At 51.3% G+C, this 13,999-nt stretch carries 17 protein-coding genes, 1 tRNA gene and 1 rRNA gene; 13 read left to right on the top strand and 6 right to left on the bottom strand.

All coding sequences use genetic code 11. The features are described from left to right. Positions 1-6 precede the first annotated feature (6 nt). The 5 genes from BFV64_RS21415 to BFV64_RS21395 all read left to right on the top strand — a co-directional run bounded on the left by BFV64_RS21415 (position 7) and on the right by BFV64_RS21395 (position 2,597). On the top strand, positions 7-996 hold the full coding sequence (locus BFV64_RS21415; RefSeq protein ID WP_002919219.1) for a DNA-directed RNA polymerase subunit alpha: 990 nt from the start codon (positions 7-9) through the stop codon (positions 994-996). 40 nt (positions 997-1,036) lie between these two features. Next, complete coding sequence (gene rplQ / locus BFV64_RS21410) at positions 1,037-1,420, top strand: 50S ribosomal protein L17 (protein WP_001216368.1); 384 nt, start codon at positions 1,037-1,039, stop codon at positions 1,418-1,420. A gap of 107 nt (positions 1,421-1,527) precedes the next feature. After that, a complete protein-coding gene (locus BFV64_RS21405) occupies positions 1,528-1,896 on the top strand; it encodes a DnaJ family domain-containing protein (RefSeq protein WP_014885466.1) in 369 nt (122 codons plus the stop codon). Between the two features lie 2 nt (positions 1,897-1,898). Next, positions 1,899-2,324 (top strand): Zn(2+)-responsive transcriptional regulator, encoded by a 426-nt coding sequence (zntR, locus tag BFV64_RS21400; RefSeq protein WP_014885465.1) that lies wholly within the window; start codon positions 1,899-1,901, stop codon positions 2,322-2,324. Between the two features lie 57 nt (positions 2,325-2,381). Further along, positions 2,382-2,597: an alternative ribosome-rescue factor A gene (locus BFV64_RS21395; protein ID WP_014885464.1), complete on the top strand. Its 216-nt coding sequence runs from the start codon at positions 2,382-2,384 to the stop codon at positions 2,595-2,597. Here BFV64_RS21395 and mscL read toward each other — a convergent pair whose 3' ends face one another. The 5 genes from mscL to def form a co-directional block, all read right to left on the bottom strand. After that, positions 2,598-3,008: a large-conductance mechanosensitive channel protein MscL gene (mscL, locus tag BFV64_RS21390; RefSeq protein ID WP_045135129.1), complete on the bottom strand. Its 411-nt coding sequence runs from the start codon at positions 3,006-3,008 to the stop codon at positions 2,598-2,600. A 146-nt stretch (positions 3,009-3,154) separates the two neighbouring features. After that, entirely contained in the window at positions 3,155-4,531 is a 1,377-nt protein-coding gene (gene trkA / locus BFV64_RS21385; RefSeq protein ID WP_014885463.1) for a Trk system potassium transporter TrkA, read from the bottom strand. A gap of 22 nt (positions 4,532-4,553) precedes the next feature. Further along, a complete protein-coding gene (gene rsmB, locus BFV64_RS21380) occupies positions 4,554-5,840 on the bottom strand; it encodes a 16S rRNA (cytosine(967)-C(5))-methyltransferase RsmB (RefSeq protein ID WP_045135128.1) in 1,287 nt (428 codons plus the stop codon). 51 nt (positions 5,841-5,891) lie between these two features. Next, complete coding sequence (gene fmt, locus BFV64_RS21375) at positions 5,892-6,839, bottom strand: methionyl-tRNA formyltransferase (protein WP_045135127.1); 948 nt, start codon at positions 6,837-6,839, stop codon at positions 5,892-5,894. A 25-nt stretch (positions 6,840-6,864) separates the two neighbouring features. Next, positions 6,865-7,374, bottom strand: a complete 510-nt coding sequence (def, locus tag BFV64_RS21370) for a peptide deformylase (RefSeq protein ID WP_006812188.1) — start codon at positions 7,372-7,374, stop codon at positions 6,865-6,867. A gap of 128 nt (positions 7,375-7,502) precedes the next feature. Between def and dprA the strand changes: the two genes are divergently transcribed. The 6 genes from dprA to BFV64_RS21340 are packed head-to-tail and all read left to right on the top strand — an operon-like array spanning position 7,503 to position 11,287. Next, positions 7,503-8,627: a DNA-protecting protein DprA gene (gene dprA / locus BFV64_RS21365; RefSeq protein ID WP_023337877.1), complete on the top strand. Its 1,125-nt coding sequence runs from the start codon at positions 7,503-7,505 to the stop codon at positions 8,625-8,627. After that, complete coding sequence (gene smg / locus BFV64_RS21360) at positions 8,599-9,072, top strand: DUF494 family protein Smg (protein WP_008503477.1); 474 nt, start codon at positions 8,599-8,601, stop codon at positions 9,070-9,072. Before dprA ends, smg begins: the two co-directional genes overlap by 29 nt. Positions 9,073-9,099: 27 nt before the next feature. Further along, positions 9,100-9,654 carry a DNA topoisomerase family protein gene (locus tag BFV64_RS21355; protein ID WP_023338824.1) on the top strand — a complete coding sequence of 185 codons (555 nt, stop codon included), beginning with the start codon at positions 9,100-9,102 and terminating at the stop codon, positions 9,652-9,654. Beyond that, the gene (tsaC, locus tag BFV64_RS21350; RefSeq protein WP_023337875.1) at positions 9,647-10,219 is read left to right on the top strand and encodes an L-threonylcarbamoyladenylate synthase type 1 TsaC; all 573 of its coding nucleotides are present in this window, start codon (positions 9,647-9,649) and stop codon (positions 10,217-10,219) included. The genes BFV64_RS21355 and tsaC overlap by 8 nt, the downstream gene beginning before the upstream one ends. A gap of 4 nt (positions 10,220-10,223) precedes the next feature. Next, complete coding sequence (gene aroE / locus BFV64_RS21345; protein ID WP_014885457.1) at positions 10,224-11,042, top strand: shikimate dehydrogenase; 819 nt, start codon at positions 10,224-10,226, stop codon at positions 11,040-11,042. Further along, positions 11,039-11,287, top strand: coding sequence for a DUF1488 family protein (locus tag BFV64_RS21340; RefSeq protein WP_023337873.1), 249 nt, complete (start codon positions 11,039-11,041; stop codon positions 11,285-11,287). The genes aroE and BFV64_RS21340 overlap by 4 nt, the downstream gene beginning before the upstream one ends. Here BFV64_RS21340 and BFV64_RS21335 read toward each other — a convergent pair. Next, a complete protein-coding gene (locus tag BFV64_RS21335; protein WP_059373080.1) occupies positions 11,263-11,817 on the bottom strand; it encodes a gamma carbonic anhydrase family protein in 555 nt (184 codons plus the stop codon). The genes BFV64_RS21340 and BFV64_RS21335 overlap by 25 nt on opposite strands. Before the next feature lie 472 nt (positions 11,818-12,289). Here BFV64_RS21335 and BFV64_RS21325 point away from each other — a divergent pair. Together BFV64_RS21325 and BFV64_RS21320 are read left to right on the top strand one after the other, a co-directional pair. Next, positions 12,290-13,829, top strand: a 16S ribosomal RNA gene (locus BFV64_RS21325). Positions 13,830-13,914: 85 nt separating this feature from the next. Then, positions 13,915-13,990 (top strand) — tRNA-Glu (locus tag BFV64_RS21320). Positions 13,991-13,999 lie beyond the last annotated feature (9 nt).

The raw sequence follows: 13,999 nt of genomic DNA, 5'->3' as shown, positions 1-13,999 counted from the left end.
GACACAATGCAGGGTTCTGTGACAGAGTTTCTAAAACCGCGCCTGGTAGATATCGAGCAAGTGAGTTCGACGCACGCCAAGGTGACCCTTGAGCCTTTAGAGCGTGGCTTTGGCCATACTCTGGGTAACGCACTGCGCCGTATTCTGCTCTCATCGATGCCGGGTTGCGCGGTGACCGAGGTTGAGATTGATGGTGTACTTCATGAGTACAGCACCAAAGAAGGCGTTCAGGAAGATATCCTTGAAATCCTGCTCAACCTGAAAGGGCTGGCGGTGAGAGTTCAGGGTAAAGATGAAGTTATTCTTACTCTGAATAAATCTGGCATTGGCCCTGTGACTGCAGCCGACATCACCCACGACGGTGATGTTGAAATCGTCAAGCCGCAGCACGTGATCTGCCACCTGACCGATGAGAACGCAGCTATTAGCATGCGTATCAAAGTTCAGCGCGGTCGTGGTTATGTGCCGGCTTCTGCCCGAATTCATTCGGAAGAAGATGAGCGCCCAATCGGCCGTCTGCTGGTCGACGCATGCTACAGCCCTGTAGAGCGTATTGCCTACAATGTTGAAGCAGCGCGTGTAGAACAGCGTACCGACCTGGACAAGCTGGTCATCGAAATGGAAACCAACGGCACAATCGATCCTGAAGAGGCGATTCGTCGTGCGGCAACCATCCTGGCAGAACAACTGGAAGCTTTCGTTGACTTACGTGATGTTCGTCAGCCGGAAGTGAAAGAAGAGAAACCAGAATTCGATCCGATCCTGCTGCGCCCTGTTGACGATCTCGAATTGACTGTCCGCTCTGCTAACTGCCTCAAGGCAGAAGCTATCCACTATATCGGTGATCTGGTACAGCGTACCGAGGTTGAGTTGCTGAAAACGCCGAACCTGGGTAAAAAATCTCTTACCGAGATTAAAGACGTGCTGGCTTCACGTGGTTTGTCTCTGGGCATGCGCCTGGAAAACTGGCCACCAGCAAGCATTGCTGACGAGTAACCGGATCACAGGTTAAGGTTTTACTGAGAAGGATAAGGTCATGCGCCATCGTAAGAGTGGTCGTCAACTGAACCGCAACAGCAGCCATCGCCAGGCTATGTTCCGCAACATGGCAGGTTCACTGGTTCGTCATGAAATCATCAAGACGACCCTGCCTAAAGCGAAAGAGCTGCGTCGCGTAGTTGAGCCGCTGATTACTCTTGCCAAGACTGACAGCGTTGCTAATCGTCGTCTGGCATTCGCCCGCACTCGTGATAACGAGATCGTGGCAAAACTGTTTAACGAACTGGGCCCGCGTTTCGCGAGCCGTGCCGGTGGTTACACTCGCATTCTGAAGTGTGGTTTCCGTGCAGGCGACAACGCGCCGATGGCTTACATCGAGCTGGTTGATCGTTCAGAGAAAGCAGAAGCTGCTGCAGAGTAATCTGCAGTAACGTAAAAAAACCCGCCTCGGCGGGTTTTTTTATATCCGCAGTATCTCCACTTCTCTACAATGTCTGTATTAATTCTGTTCATCCCCTGGAGCTGACGATGTGGTTGCTTGACCAGTGGGCAGAACGCCATATTCGCGATGCCCAAAATAAAGGTGATTTCGACGATCTCCCCGGAAGCGGCGAACCTCTTGTGCTGGAAGATGATTCGCATATTGCGCCTGAACTGCGGGCCGGATACCGTTTACTAAAAAACGCCGGCTGTCTTCCTCCTGAGCTTGAGCAGCGCAGAGAGGCCGTTGAACTTATCGATTTGCTAAAAGGTATTCGCCGGGACGATCCACGACATACTGAACTTAGCCGCAGGCTTGCCCTTGTCGAGCTCAAGTTACGTCAGGCCGGGTTGAGTACTGAATTTCTGCATGGCGAATACAGTGAAAGATTGATGCAGAAAATAAACGAGGAGTAGCGATGTACCGTATCGGTGAACTTGCAAAGCTCGCGAACGTAACGCCGGATACTATCCGATATTACGAAAAGCAGCAGATGATCGATCATGAAGTACGCACAGAAGGCGGGTTTCGGCTTTATACCGATAACGATCTACAGCGTTTAAGATTTATACGCTATGCGCGACAGCTTGGATTCACGCTGGACTCGATCCGCGAGTTATTATCGATCCGCATCGATCCTGAACATCATACCTGCCAGGAATCAAAAAGCATCGTGCAGGCCCGGCTTGATGAAGTTGAAGCCCGTATTCAGGAGCTGCAAACCATGCAACGTTCTCTGCAAAGGCTGAATGATGCCTGCTGTGGAACGGCCCATAGCAGTATTTATTGTTCAATTCTTGAAGCCCTTGAACAGGGAGCCAGTGGAGAAACGCGGGGATGTTGATTTTTAATCCACCCGGGTCTAGACTTCAGTCGTCATAAATCATGCTCAGGAGAAAAGATGAGCCACTATCAGCATACGAAGGGACAAATTAAAGACAATGCCATTGAGGCCTTACTTCACGACCCGCTTTTTCGACAGCGTGTTGAAAAGAATAAAAAAGGGAAGGGAAGTTATCTGCGTAAAAACAAACATGCAAAACGGGGTAACTGGGAGGCCAGTGGCAAGCAAGCGAATCGCTTATTTACCACTGGCCTTCCTGCTTTAATTTGCTGATTAAACGCGGTTGTTCTGCTCTTTTAACAGATCGCGGATTTCAGTCAGCAAGACTTCTTCTTTCGTTGGTGCTGGCGCAGCTGCTGGCTCTTCTTTTTTACGGTTGAGTCTGTTGATCAGCTTGATAGCCATGAAAATAGCAAACGCCACAATCACGAAATCAAATACGTTCTGAATAAATAAGCCATAATGCATCACTACTGCCGGGATATCCCCCTGCGCTTCACGCAGCGTGAAGGCAAATTGTTTGAAATCAATGCCCCCGATGAGCAACCCTAAAGGTGGCATGATGATATCTGCAACTAATGATGAAACAATCTTGCCGAATGCCGCACCAATAATGACACCCACTGCCAAATCAACCACGTTCCCGCGCATCGCAAATTCGCGAAATTCTTTAATAAAACTCATTATGTTCTCCTTGTGCCAGCTGACGACTATAAGTTTAACAAATGATTAGCTATTTGCCATTCGGGATAATTAAACGTTATGAAAAATAAAAGGCACAGGAATTAAGCGGTTAAAGCGTGGGTGCTCGTATGCGAGCACCCGACTCATTAAAGGAAGAAGGGACTTGGCTGGAATAAACGTTCGACGTCGGTAATAAACTTTTTATCGGTAAGGAACATAATTACGTGATCGCCTTGTTCAATACGCAAATTATCATTGGCGATCATGACATCATTCCCACGCACGACAGCGCCGATTATGGTGCCTGGCGGCAATTTAATTTCGTCGATGGCGCGGCCCACAACGCGTGACGTGGTTTCATCACCATGCGCCACCGCTTCAATGGCTTCAGCCACACCGCGGCGGAGCGATGAAACACCGACAATGTCCGCTTTACGTACATGGCTAAGCAGGGCAGAAATCGTTGCCTGCTGCGGTGAAATGGCAATATCAATAACGCTGCCCTGAACGAGATCAACATAAGCCTTACGCTGGATAAGCACCATGACCTTCTTTGCCCCCATACGCTTGGCGAGCATGGCAGACATAATATTCGCCTCGTCATCATTAGTGACGGCAATAAAAAGATCTACTTGATCAATATGTTCTTCTGCCAGCAGCTCCTGATCCGACGCATCGCCATAAAATACGATTGTATTTTGCAACTTCTCCGCCAGTTCAGAAGCACGCTGTTGATCGCGCTCGATCAATTTCACGCTATAGTCTTTTTCCAGCCTGCGCGCGAGACCCGCGCCGATATTGCCGCCGCCGACCAGCATAATACGTTTATAAGGCTTTTCGAGACGCTGTAGCTCACTCATCACCGCACGGATATGCTGAGAGGCAGCAATAAAGAAGACCTCATCGCCAGCTTCGACAATGGTAGAGCCTTGCGGGCGGATAGGTCTGTCGTGACGGAAAATAGCGGCGACGCGCGTATCAATATGGGGCATATGTTCGCGCATGGTGGACAACGCGTTGCCAATCAATGGCCCACCGTAATAAGCCTTAACTACAGCCAGACTGACTTTCCCTTCGGCAAAGTTCACCACCTGCAGTGCCCCTGGATATTCGATCAGGCGATAGATATTGTCGATAACCAGTTGTTCAGGCGCGATGAGATGATCGATTGGAACCGCTTCTGAATTAAACAGTTTCTCGGCATCGCGAACATAGTCCGGAGAGCGGATACGTGCGATTCGGTTTGGTGTGTTGAAAAGCGAATAGGCTACCTGACAAGCCACCATATTGGTTTCATCAGAACTGGTGACCGCAACCAGCATGTCGGCATCGTCAGCGCCAGCCTCGCGCAGAACGCGCGGATGCGAACCGTGACCCTGCACAACGCGAAGGTCAAATTTGTCCTGCAATACGCGCAGACGATCTCCGTTGGTATCAACAATAGTGATGTCATTGTTTTCGCCAACCAGGTTTTCTGCCAGCGTTCCACCAACCTGTCCTGCGCCCAGAATGATAATCTTCATATCTTGTGACCTGTTCTCAACATCACTCTTTGATTAGCTTAGCGTAAAAGAAGCCATCACCCTCTTCCGCACCCGGCAGGTTCTGCTGACCCGGGTTTTCAGGTGTTCCCGTATCACGCAGCGTAGCGTCCGGAGTGCGTTTAAGGAAGGCCGCGATTTGCTGGCTGTTTTCTTCCGGCAGCACGGAGCAGGTCGCGTAGATCAGCGTTCCACCAGGTTTTAGATGCGGCCAGATGGCGTCAAGAATATCCGATTGCAGTTGGGCAAGTTCCTTGATATCACGATCGCGGCGCAGCCACTTGATATCGGGGTGACGGCGAATAACACCGGTTGCAGAGCAAGGGGCATCCAGCAAAATACGATCGAATTGTGTTTCACCACACCATTCTGCGGGTTTGCGTCCATCGCCCTGCTTAACCTGAGCCTTCATACCCAGACGCTTAAGGTTATCGTAGACGCGTGAAAGACGCTGCTCATCAACATCGACTGCCATCACGCTGGCCTGCGGAGCCACTTCCAGAATGTGCGTTGTTTTTCCGCCCGGTGCTGCGCACAGATCGAGGATCTGCTCGCCATTTTTCGGGTCAAGGAAAGTCATACAACCCTGAGCAGAGGCATCCTGTACGGTCACCCAGCCTTCATCAAAACCGGGTAAAGCATGTACCGGTGCAGGGGAAGCTAAACGCACGGCGTCAGGATAGGCATCATGTGTGAATCCACTCATTCCGGCCTCTTCGAGCAAGCTCAGCCAGGCATCGCGGGTATGATGATTCCGGTTAACGCGCAGCCACATCGGTGGACGTTGATTATTGGCTTCGGCAATGTTTTGCCATTGTTGTGGATACGCCTTTTTAAGGCGATTCAGAAGCCAGTCCGGATGCAGGTAACGTGTTTCGCTTTGCGTAAATTCAGCCAGCAGCTCTTCCTGCTGTCGCTGGAACTGACGCAGTACACCGTTGATCAACCCTTTCAACTGAGGACGTTTAATCGCAACGGCACCTTCCACCGTCTCAGCCAGTGCGGCATGAGGGGGGATTCGGGTATGAAGAAGCTGATAAAAACCCACCATAATCAAATAATGTATGGTGCGCTGTTTGCCGGTCATTGGGCGTGACATCAGCTTATTAATGAGCCACTCAAGTTGAGAGAGAGTGCGCAGGACGCCAAAACAGAGCTCCTGAAGCAGGGCTTTGTCTTTATCAGATACTTTTTGTTGCAGGGGAGGCAGGACATTACTCAATGACTGACCCTGCTCGATGACCTGCTCAACGGCCTGCGCCGCCATACTGCGAAGATTTTGTTTTTTCATAACCGTAAAAATAAAAATGCCCGGAACACCGGGCTTTAAGCAAATATTGGATCAGGCAAGGCGATTGCCCGGTATAAACCATTCGCGACGGGAATTTAACAGATCCTGTGCACTCATGGCTTTCTTACCGGCCGGTTGTAATGACTCAAGATTCAGGATCCCTTCTGCAGTCGCAACCTGGATTCCGTTCTTGCTGGCGTCGATAATCGTACCGGGTTCAGCTGCTGTGATGCTGTTAATCACTGACGCTTTCCAGACTTTCAGGGGCTGCTCATCAATCATCAGCCAGCTCATTGGCCATGGATTGAAGGCGCGGATGCAGCGTTCAAGTTGAGCGGCGGAGAGAGACCAGTCGATCCGGGCTTCTTCTTTGCTCAGTTTTTCGGCGTAGGTGACGAGAGACTCATCCTGAACCTCAGGCTTCGCCGTATTGTCAGCAAGCTGCTGTAAGGTCTTAATGAGCCCTTGTGGGCCGAGATCTGCCAGCTTGTCATACAGCGTAGCGCTGGTATCTTCTGCCGTAATGGGACACGTCAACTTATACAGCATGTCGCCCGTGTCTAAACCTACATCCATCTTCATGATTGTAACGCCGGTTTTAGCATCACCCGCCCACAGGGAGCGCTGTATAGGTGCCGCACCACGCCAACGCGGGAGCAGGGAACCATGCACGTTGATACAGCCCAGGCGAGGCATATCAAGCACGGCTTTTGGCAGAATTAAACCATACGCCACCACCACCATTACGTCGGCATCCAGGTCAGCAACCAGCTGCTGGTTTTCCTGTGGGCGTAAGGAGGCGGGCTGGAAAACGGGTAGCCCATGCTCTTCTGCCAGCACCTTTACGGGGCTCGGCATCAGTTTTTTACCGCGACCTGCCGGGCGGTCCGGCTGGGTAAAGACGCCAACAACCTGGTGACCAGAAGATAACAGCGCGCCAAGATGACGCGCTGCAAAATCAGGGGTTCCCGCGAAGATAATACGTAGTGTTTTAGACACGATGATCCTTGTATCCGGGGGGACGTTATGCGCGAGAGCGCAAACGATCCAGTTTCTCTACTTTCTGACGAATACGCTGCTGTTTCAGCGGCGAGAGGTAATCGATAAACAGTTTACCGACCAGATGATCCATCTCATGCTGAATACAAATCGCCAGCAGGTCGTCTGCTTCCAGTTCGAACGGATTACCGTCACGATCCAGGGCGCGAATTTTCACTTTTTCGGCACGTGGCACCAAAGCGCGCTGTTCAGGAATGGACAAACAGCCTTCCTCGATACCCGTTTCGCCGCTCTTTTCAAGCAACTCAGGGTTAATCAGCACCAGACGCTCATCGCGATTTTCAGAAACGTCGATCACGATAATACGCTTGTGAATGTCTACCTGGGTCGCCGCCAGGCCAATGCCTTCTTCAGCGTACATGGTATCGAACATATCATCGACGATACGCTGAATTTCTGCATTCACTTCTTTAACCGGTTCAGCGACGATGCGAAGGCGCTCGTCCGGAATATGTAACACTTGCAAAACTGCCATAAATTTCCAGAGTCGTGTTCAGGAGTTGATAAGAATATTACTTCTATTCTAGACAAATCCCCGGTCGATTGACAGCATCAGTGACCAATCGCAATGATTGCGCAGGCCGCTTATGGCAGGGGGAAAGGATGACGTCTACCGAGATATGGTTACGGCTTATCCACACGGGTTCTCTGTGTGGTGATGGGATGCTGGAAGCCGCTGCACGGTTGCTCAAGCAGACAAATATAGATGTTCCTGCTGTCATAGACGCCGGGCTGTCAGCAAAACAGGCTAGCCGGTTCTTTGCCTTAGAGGAAAGTGAACTGGAGCGAAGCCTTAAGTGGCTTGAAATGCCGGGAAATCATTTGTTGACGGCAAACCATCCCTTTTATCCCCCTTTGCTGCGAACGATTCCCGATTATCCTGGGGCATTATGTGTAAAAGGTAACTTAGCGACACTTAATACTGTCCAACTGGCTGTGGTGGGGAGTCGGGCGCCGTCATGGTACGGTGAGCGGTGGGGGAAAATCCTGTGCGAACAGCTTTCACAAAGCGGTTTCACAATCACCAGTGGGTTGGCCTGCGGTATTGACGGTGTCGCCCATCACGCTGCGCTGTCCGCAAAAGGACGTAGCGTGGCCGTGCTGGGGAACGGCCTGTTTAGCGTTTATCCCCGTCGGCATCAGGCTCTGGCGATGCAGATTATTGAATCTGACGGGGCGATAGTGTCTGAGTTTCCTCTCTCGGCACAGCCCCGACCGGCAAACTTTCCGCGCCGTAATCGGATTATCAGCGGGTTAAGCCAGGGCGTCTTGGTCGTTGAAGCGGCAGTGCGAAGCGGCTCTCTGGTCACGGCCCGGTGCGCACTTGAGCAGGGGCGGGAGGTTTTCGCCTTGCCCGGTCCGATAGGTAACCCCGGCTGCGAAGGGCCACACTGGCTGATAAAGCAGGGCGCAACGCCGGTAACCGAGGTAGGGGATATTCTTGAAAATTTGCAACATGGGTTGCAATGGCTGCAGGAAGATCCCGAAAAGCGACATTATTCGTCAGATCAGGGAAAGGTGGCATTGCCATTTCCTAAGCTCCTGGCTAACGTAGGAGATGAGGTAACACCTGTTGACGTTGTCGCTGAACGTGCCGGCCAACCTGTGCCAGTAACGGTAGCACAGCTACTCGAACTGGAGTTAGCAGGGTGGATCGCAGCTGTACCCGGCGGCTATGTCCGATTAAGGAGGGCATGCCATGTTCGACGTACTGATGTATTTGTTTGAGACTTACATCCATAACGAAGCAGAAATGCGAGTGGATCAGGACAAATTGACACAGGATCTTACCGATGCGGGGTTTGAGCGGGAAGATATCTATAATGCGTTGATGTGGCTGGAAAAACTGGCTGATTATCAGGAAGGCCTCGCCGAACCGATGCAGCTTGCTTCTGACCCATTGTCAGTACGCATCTATACCGCTGAAGAGTGTGAAAGGCTGGATGCCAGCTGCCGGGGATTCATCTTATTCCTTGAGCAGATTCAGGTGCTAAACCTCGAAACGAGAGAAATGGTGATAGAGCGCGTCATGGCGCTGGATACGGCAGAATTTGAACTGGAAGATCTCAAATGGGTGATCCTGATGGTTCTGTTTAATATCCCGGGTTGTGAAAATGCCTATCAGCAAATGGAAGAATTACTCTTTGAAGTGAATGAAGGTATGCTGCATTAATTCAAATGTGCAGCACCAAGAGTTGTTATGGCCAAATCCGCACTATTTACGGTGCATAAAAACGAGCCCTGCCCGCAGTGCGGGGCTGAACTTGTTATTCGGTCCGGGAAACACGGTCCGTTTCTCGGTTGTTCACACTATCCGGAATGTGATTATGTCCGTCCTCTTAAAAGCCAGGCGGATGGACATATCGTCAAAATTCTGGAGGGGCAGTTATGTCCTGCCTGTGGTGGTGAATTAGCGTTGCGTCAGGGGCGGTTCGGTATGTTTATTGGCTGTAGCCGTTATCCGGAATGTGAGCATACAGAACAAATTGATAAGCCAGATGAAACGGCTATTGCCTGTCCTCAGTGCCAACGTGGTCAACTGGTACAGCGTCGTTCTCGTTTTGGTAAGACTTTCCATTCCTGCGATCGTTACCCTGACTGCCAGTTCGTTATCAATTTCAAACCGGTAGCGGGTATCTGCGTGCATTGCCATTATCCGCTACTCATCGAGAAGAAAACCGCGCAAGGCATTAAACGCTTCTGCGCCAGTAAACAATGTGGAAAGCCGGTTCCGGCGGATCAAAACAGTGAATAATAACCTGCCATCAGGTTCCATTGCGTATGCAGTGGACGTACTGAAAAAAGAAGAAGTCATCGCTTATCCAACTGAAGCTGTTTTTGGGGTCGGTTGCGATCCTGACAGTGAGACGGCCGTTGGCCGATTGCTGGCACTTAAGCAACGGCCTGTCGAAAAAGGACTGATTTTAATCGCGGCCAATTATGAGCAGCTTAAACCTTACATTGATGATTCCATGCTTACCCCGGCCCAGCGTGAAGCCATCTTCTCCGTATGGCCTGGACCGGTGACCTTCGTTTTCCCGGCCCAGCCGACAACACCGCGCTGGTTAACCGGAAGGTTTGATTCGCTGGCGGTGCGCGTCACCGACCATCCGCTGGTGGTTGAGCTTTGTGTGGCGTTTGGTAAACCACTGGTTTCAACCAGCGCGAATCTGACCGGGTTACCTCCGTGCCGGACAACCGAAGAAGTGCTGGCACAGTTCGGGAATGATTTCCCGGTTGCTGCCGGCGAGACGGGAGGGCGCCTGAATCCGTCCGAAATTCGCGACGCATTAACCGGTGAACGTTTTCGTCAGGGGTAATCTCATGGAAACTTATGCTGTTTTTGGTAACCCGATTGCGCACAGTAAGTCACCCTTGATCCATCAGCAATTTGCGGAACAGTTGCAGATAGATCACCCTTACGGTCGCGTGCTGGCACCGGTTGATGCATTTATCCCAACGCTCGAGGCGTTTTTCGCTGCGGGCGGCAAAGGGGCGAATGTGACGGTTCCCTTTAAAGAAGAGGCATTTGAACGTGCAGACGAACTGACCGAGCGTGCTTCACTTGCTGGTGCAGTAAATACCTTAAAACGGCTTGAGGATGGCCGCCTTCTGGGTGACAACACTGACGGGATTGGTTTACTGAGCGATCTGGAAAGACTTTCGTTTATCAAGCCTGGTTTCCGGGTTCTGCTGATTGGTGCGGGTGGTGCATCGCGGGGCGTGCTGTTGCCCCTGCTTTCACTGGACTGTGCAGTGACCATTACCAACAGAACCTTTTCCAGGGCAGAAGCGCTGGCGGCGTTGTTTGCCCATACCGGTAGCGTGAGCGCCATCGCGCTTGAGGATCTCGAAGACCGTGAATTTGATCTGGTCATCAATGCCACGTCCAGCGGCATTAATGGTGAGATCCCGGCAATCCCCGTTTCTCTTATCAACTCTCATATGTACTTCTATGACATGTTTTACCAGAAAGGGAAGACACCCTTCCTTATGTGGTGTGAAGAACATGGCGCGAAACAGTTAGCCGATGGGCTGGGGATGCTGGTGGGCCAGGCTGCGCATGCGGTGCTGCTCTGGCATGGGGTGTTACCTGCAGTCGAGCCGGTGATAGAAAAGTTAAAGCAGGAGCTTTCGGCGTGAATCAGGCTATTCACTTCCCGGACAGAGAGAGCTGGGATGAGGATAAACAAGCAGTCTGCTTCCCGGTGCTGGTGCAGGGGATGCAACTTACCTGTGCCATTCATAGGGAAACGCTGCTACGTCGTTTTGGCGGTTCAGATCCTTTAGACATATTTTGTGAAAATCGCTGGGATCTTGAAGAAGAAGCCAGCGATTTAATCCGCGACCAGCAGGAAGACGATCAGGGCTGGGTCTGGTTATCCTGATCCAGATAGTCATTCTTCCATTTAACGTAGTTGTTCGCCGAGTATTTTAATCCTTCGATCTCTGCCTCCTTCAGGGGGCGGATCTGTTTTACAGGGCTACCCAGATAGAGATAGCCGCTCTCCAGCCGTTTGTTCTGCGGGACCAGGCTACCGGCACCAATCATTACGTCATCTTCTACTATGACGCCATCCAGCAAAATCGATCCCATGCCAACAAGTACGCGATTTCCTATAGTGCAGCCGTGAAGCATCACTTTGTGACCAACGGTGACATCCTCTCCAATAATGAGTGGATTACCTTCCGGGTTATAAGAGGATTTGTGCGTGACATGCAGAACGCTGCCGTCCTGAATATTGGTACGTGCGCCAATCGACACAGAGTTAACGTCTCCCCTGATGGCAACGAGTGGCCAGATACTGACATCATCAGCCATTCGGACATCACCTACGACTACGCTGCTGGCATCGATCATCACGCGATCGCCTTGTTTGGGGAACAGATCTTTATAAGGACGTAATACAGTAGACATAACTACCTCTAAGGATGAGCGCTAGACAGAAGACTTTGATCATATTATGGGATCGAGGCAAGGCAAAATACGTCAATATTTAAGCAGATCGGGCGGGATTTCAGCGAAAAGCGCGGAAAATCAGCAGTTGGAAAAAAAGATCTAAAAAATACTTGTGCTAAAAAATGGGATCCCTATAATGCGCCTCCATCGACACGGCAGATGTGAATCACTTCACAGACAACCCGGTCGGTTGAAGAGAAAAAATCCTGAAATAACGGGTTGACTCTGAAAGAGGAAAGCGTAATATACGCCACCTCGCAACGGTGAGCGAAAGCCGCGTTGCAACTGCTCTTTAACAATTTATCAGACAATCTGTGTGGGCACTCAAAGTGACATGGATTCTTAACGTCGCAAGACGAAAAATGAATACCAAGTCTCTGAGTGAACATACGTAATTCATTACGAAGTTTAATTCACGAGCATCAAACTTAAATTGAAGAGTTTGATCATGGCTCAGATTGAACGCTGGCGGCAGGCCTAACACATGCAAGTCGAACGGTAGCACAGAGAGCTTGCTCTCGGGTGACGAGTGGCGGACGGGTGAGTAATGTCTGGGAAACTGCCTGATGGAGGGGGATAACTACTGGAAACGGTAGCTAATACCGCATAACGTCGCAAGACCAAAGAGGGGGACCTTCGGGCCTCTTGCCATCAGATGTGCCCAGATGGGATTAGCTAGTAGGTGGGGTAACGGCTCACCTAGGCGACGATCCCTAGCTGGTCTGAGAGGATGACCAGCCACACTGGAACTGAGACACGGTCCAGACTCCTACGGGAGGCAGCAGTGGGGAATATTGCACAATGGGCGCAAGCCTGATGCAGCCATGCCGCGTGTATGAAGAAGGCCTTCGGGTTGTAAAGTACTTTCAGCGGGGAGGAAGGTGTTGTGGTTAATAACCGCAGCAATTGACGTTACCCGCAGAAGAAGCACCGGCTAACTCCGTGCCAGCAGCCGCGGTAATACGGAGGGTGCAAGCGTTAATCGGAATTACTGGGCGTAAAGCGCACGCAGGCGGTCTGTCAAGTCGGATGTGAAATCCCCGGGCTCAACCTGGGAACTGCATTCGAAACTGGCAGGCTAGAGTCTTGTAGAGGGGGGTAGAATTCCAGGTGTAGCGGTGAAATGCGTAGAGATCTGGAGGAATACCGGTGGCGAAGGCGGCCCCCTGGACAAAGACTGACGCTCAGGTGCGAAAGCGTGGGGAGCAAACAGGATTAGATACCCTGGTAGTCCACGCCGTAAACGATGTCGACTTGGAGGTTGTGCCCTTGAGGCGTGGCTTCCGGAGCTAACGCGTTAAGTCGACCGCCTGGGGAGTACGGCCGCAAGGTTAAAACTCAAATGAATTGACGGGGGCCCGCACAAGCGGTGGAGCATGTGGTTTAATTCGATGCAACGCGAAGAACCTTACCTACTCTTGACATCCAGAGAACTTAGCAGAGATGCTTTGGTGCCTTCGGGAACTCTGAGACAGGTGCTGCATGGCTGTCGTCAGCTCGTGTTGTGAAATGTTGGGTTAAGTCCCGCAACGAGCGCAACCCTTATCCTTTGTTGCCAGCGGTTAGGCCGGGAACTCAAAGGAGACTGCCAGTGATAAACTGGAGGAAGGTGGGGATGACGTCAAGTCATCATGGCCCTTACGAGTAGGGCTACACACGTGCTACAATGGCGCATACAAAGAGAAGCGACCTCGCGAGAGCAAGCGGACCTCATAAAGTGCGTCGTAGTCCGGATTGGAGTCTGCAACTCGACTCCATGAAGTCGGAATCGCTAGTAATCGTAGATCAGAATGCTACGGTGAATACGTTCCCGGGCCTTGTACACACCGCCCGTCACACCATGGGAGTGGGTTGCAAAAGAAGTAGGTAGCTTAACCTTCGGGAGGGCGCTTACCACTTTGTGATTCATGACTGGGGTGAAGTCGTAACAAGGTAACCGTAGGGGAACCTGCGGTTGGATCACCTCCTTACCTTAAAGAACCTGCCTTTGTAGTGCTCACACAGATTGTCTGATGAAAAGTAAATAGCAAGGCGTCTTGCGATTGAGACTTCAGTGTCCCCTTCGTCTAGAGGCCCAGGACACCGCCCTTTCACGGCGGTAACAGGGGTTCGAATCCCCTAGGGGACGCCACTTGCTGGT

This window comes from Enterobacter kobei, assembly GCF_001729765.1.
GTDB lineage: Bacteria > Pseudomonadota > Gammaproteobacteria > Enterobacterales > Enterobacteriaceae > Enterobacter > Enterobacter kobei.
This window is presented reverse-complemented; position numbering and strand designations above follow the sequence as displayed.

Bases quoted from the DNA above. Each gene is read 5' to 3' on its own strand.
- smg (WP_008503477.1), top strand. From the start codon at position 8,599: ATGTTCGACGTACTGATGTATTTGTTTGAGACTTACATCCATAACGAA.
- rsmB (WP_045135128.1), bottom strand. From the start codon at position 5,840: ATGAAAAAACAAAATCTTCGCAGTATGGCGGCGCAGGCCGTTGAGCAG.
- aroE (WP_014885457.1), top strand. From the start codon at position 10,224: ATGGAAACTTATGCTGTTTTTGGTAACCCGATTGCGCACAGTAAGTCA.
- def (WP_006812188.1), bottom strand. From the start codon at position 7,374: ATGGCAGTTTTGCAAGTGTTACATATTCCGGACGAGCGCCTTCGCATC.
- BFV64_RS21335 (WP_059373080.1), bottom strand. From the start codon at position 11,817: ATGTCTACTGTATTACGTCCTTATAAAGATCTGTTCCCCAAACAAGGC.
- rplQ (WP_001216368.1), top strand. From the start codon at position 1,037: ATGCGCCATCGTAAGAGTGGTCGTCAACTGAACCGCAACAGCAGCCAT.
- dprA (WP_023337877.1), top strand. From the start codon at position 7,503: ATGACGTCTACCGAGATATGGTTACGGCTTATCCACACGGGTTCTCTG.
- zntR (WP_014885465.1), top strand. From the start codon at position 1,899: ATGTACCGTATCGGTGAACTTGCAAAGCTCGCGAACGTAACGCCGGAT.
- BFV64_RS21405 (WP_014885466.1), top strand. From the start codon at position 1,528: ATGTGGTTGCTTGACCAGTGGGCAGAACGCCATATTCGCGATGCCCAA.
- BFV64_RS21415 (WP_002919219.1), top strand. From the start codon at position 7: ATGCAGGGTTCTGTGACAGAGTTTCTAAAACCGCGCCTGGTAGATATC.
- BFV64_RS21355 (WP_023338824.1), top strand. From the start codon at position 9,100: ATGGCCAAATCCGCACTATTTACGGTGCATAAAAACGAGCCCTGCCCG.
- BFV64_RS21395 (WP_014885464.1), top strand. From the start codon at position 2,382: ATGAGCCACTATCAGCATACGAAGGGACAAATTAAAGACAATGCCATT.
- trkA (WP_014885463.1), bottom strand. From the start codon at position 4,531: ATGAAGATTATCATTCTGGGCGCAGGACAGGTTGGTGGAACGCTGGCA.
- mscL (WP_045135129.1), bottom strand. From the start codon at position 3,008: ATGAGTTTTATTAAAGAATTTCGCGAATTTGCGATGCGCGGGAACGTG.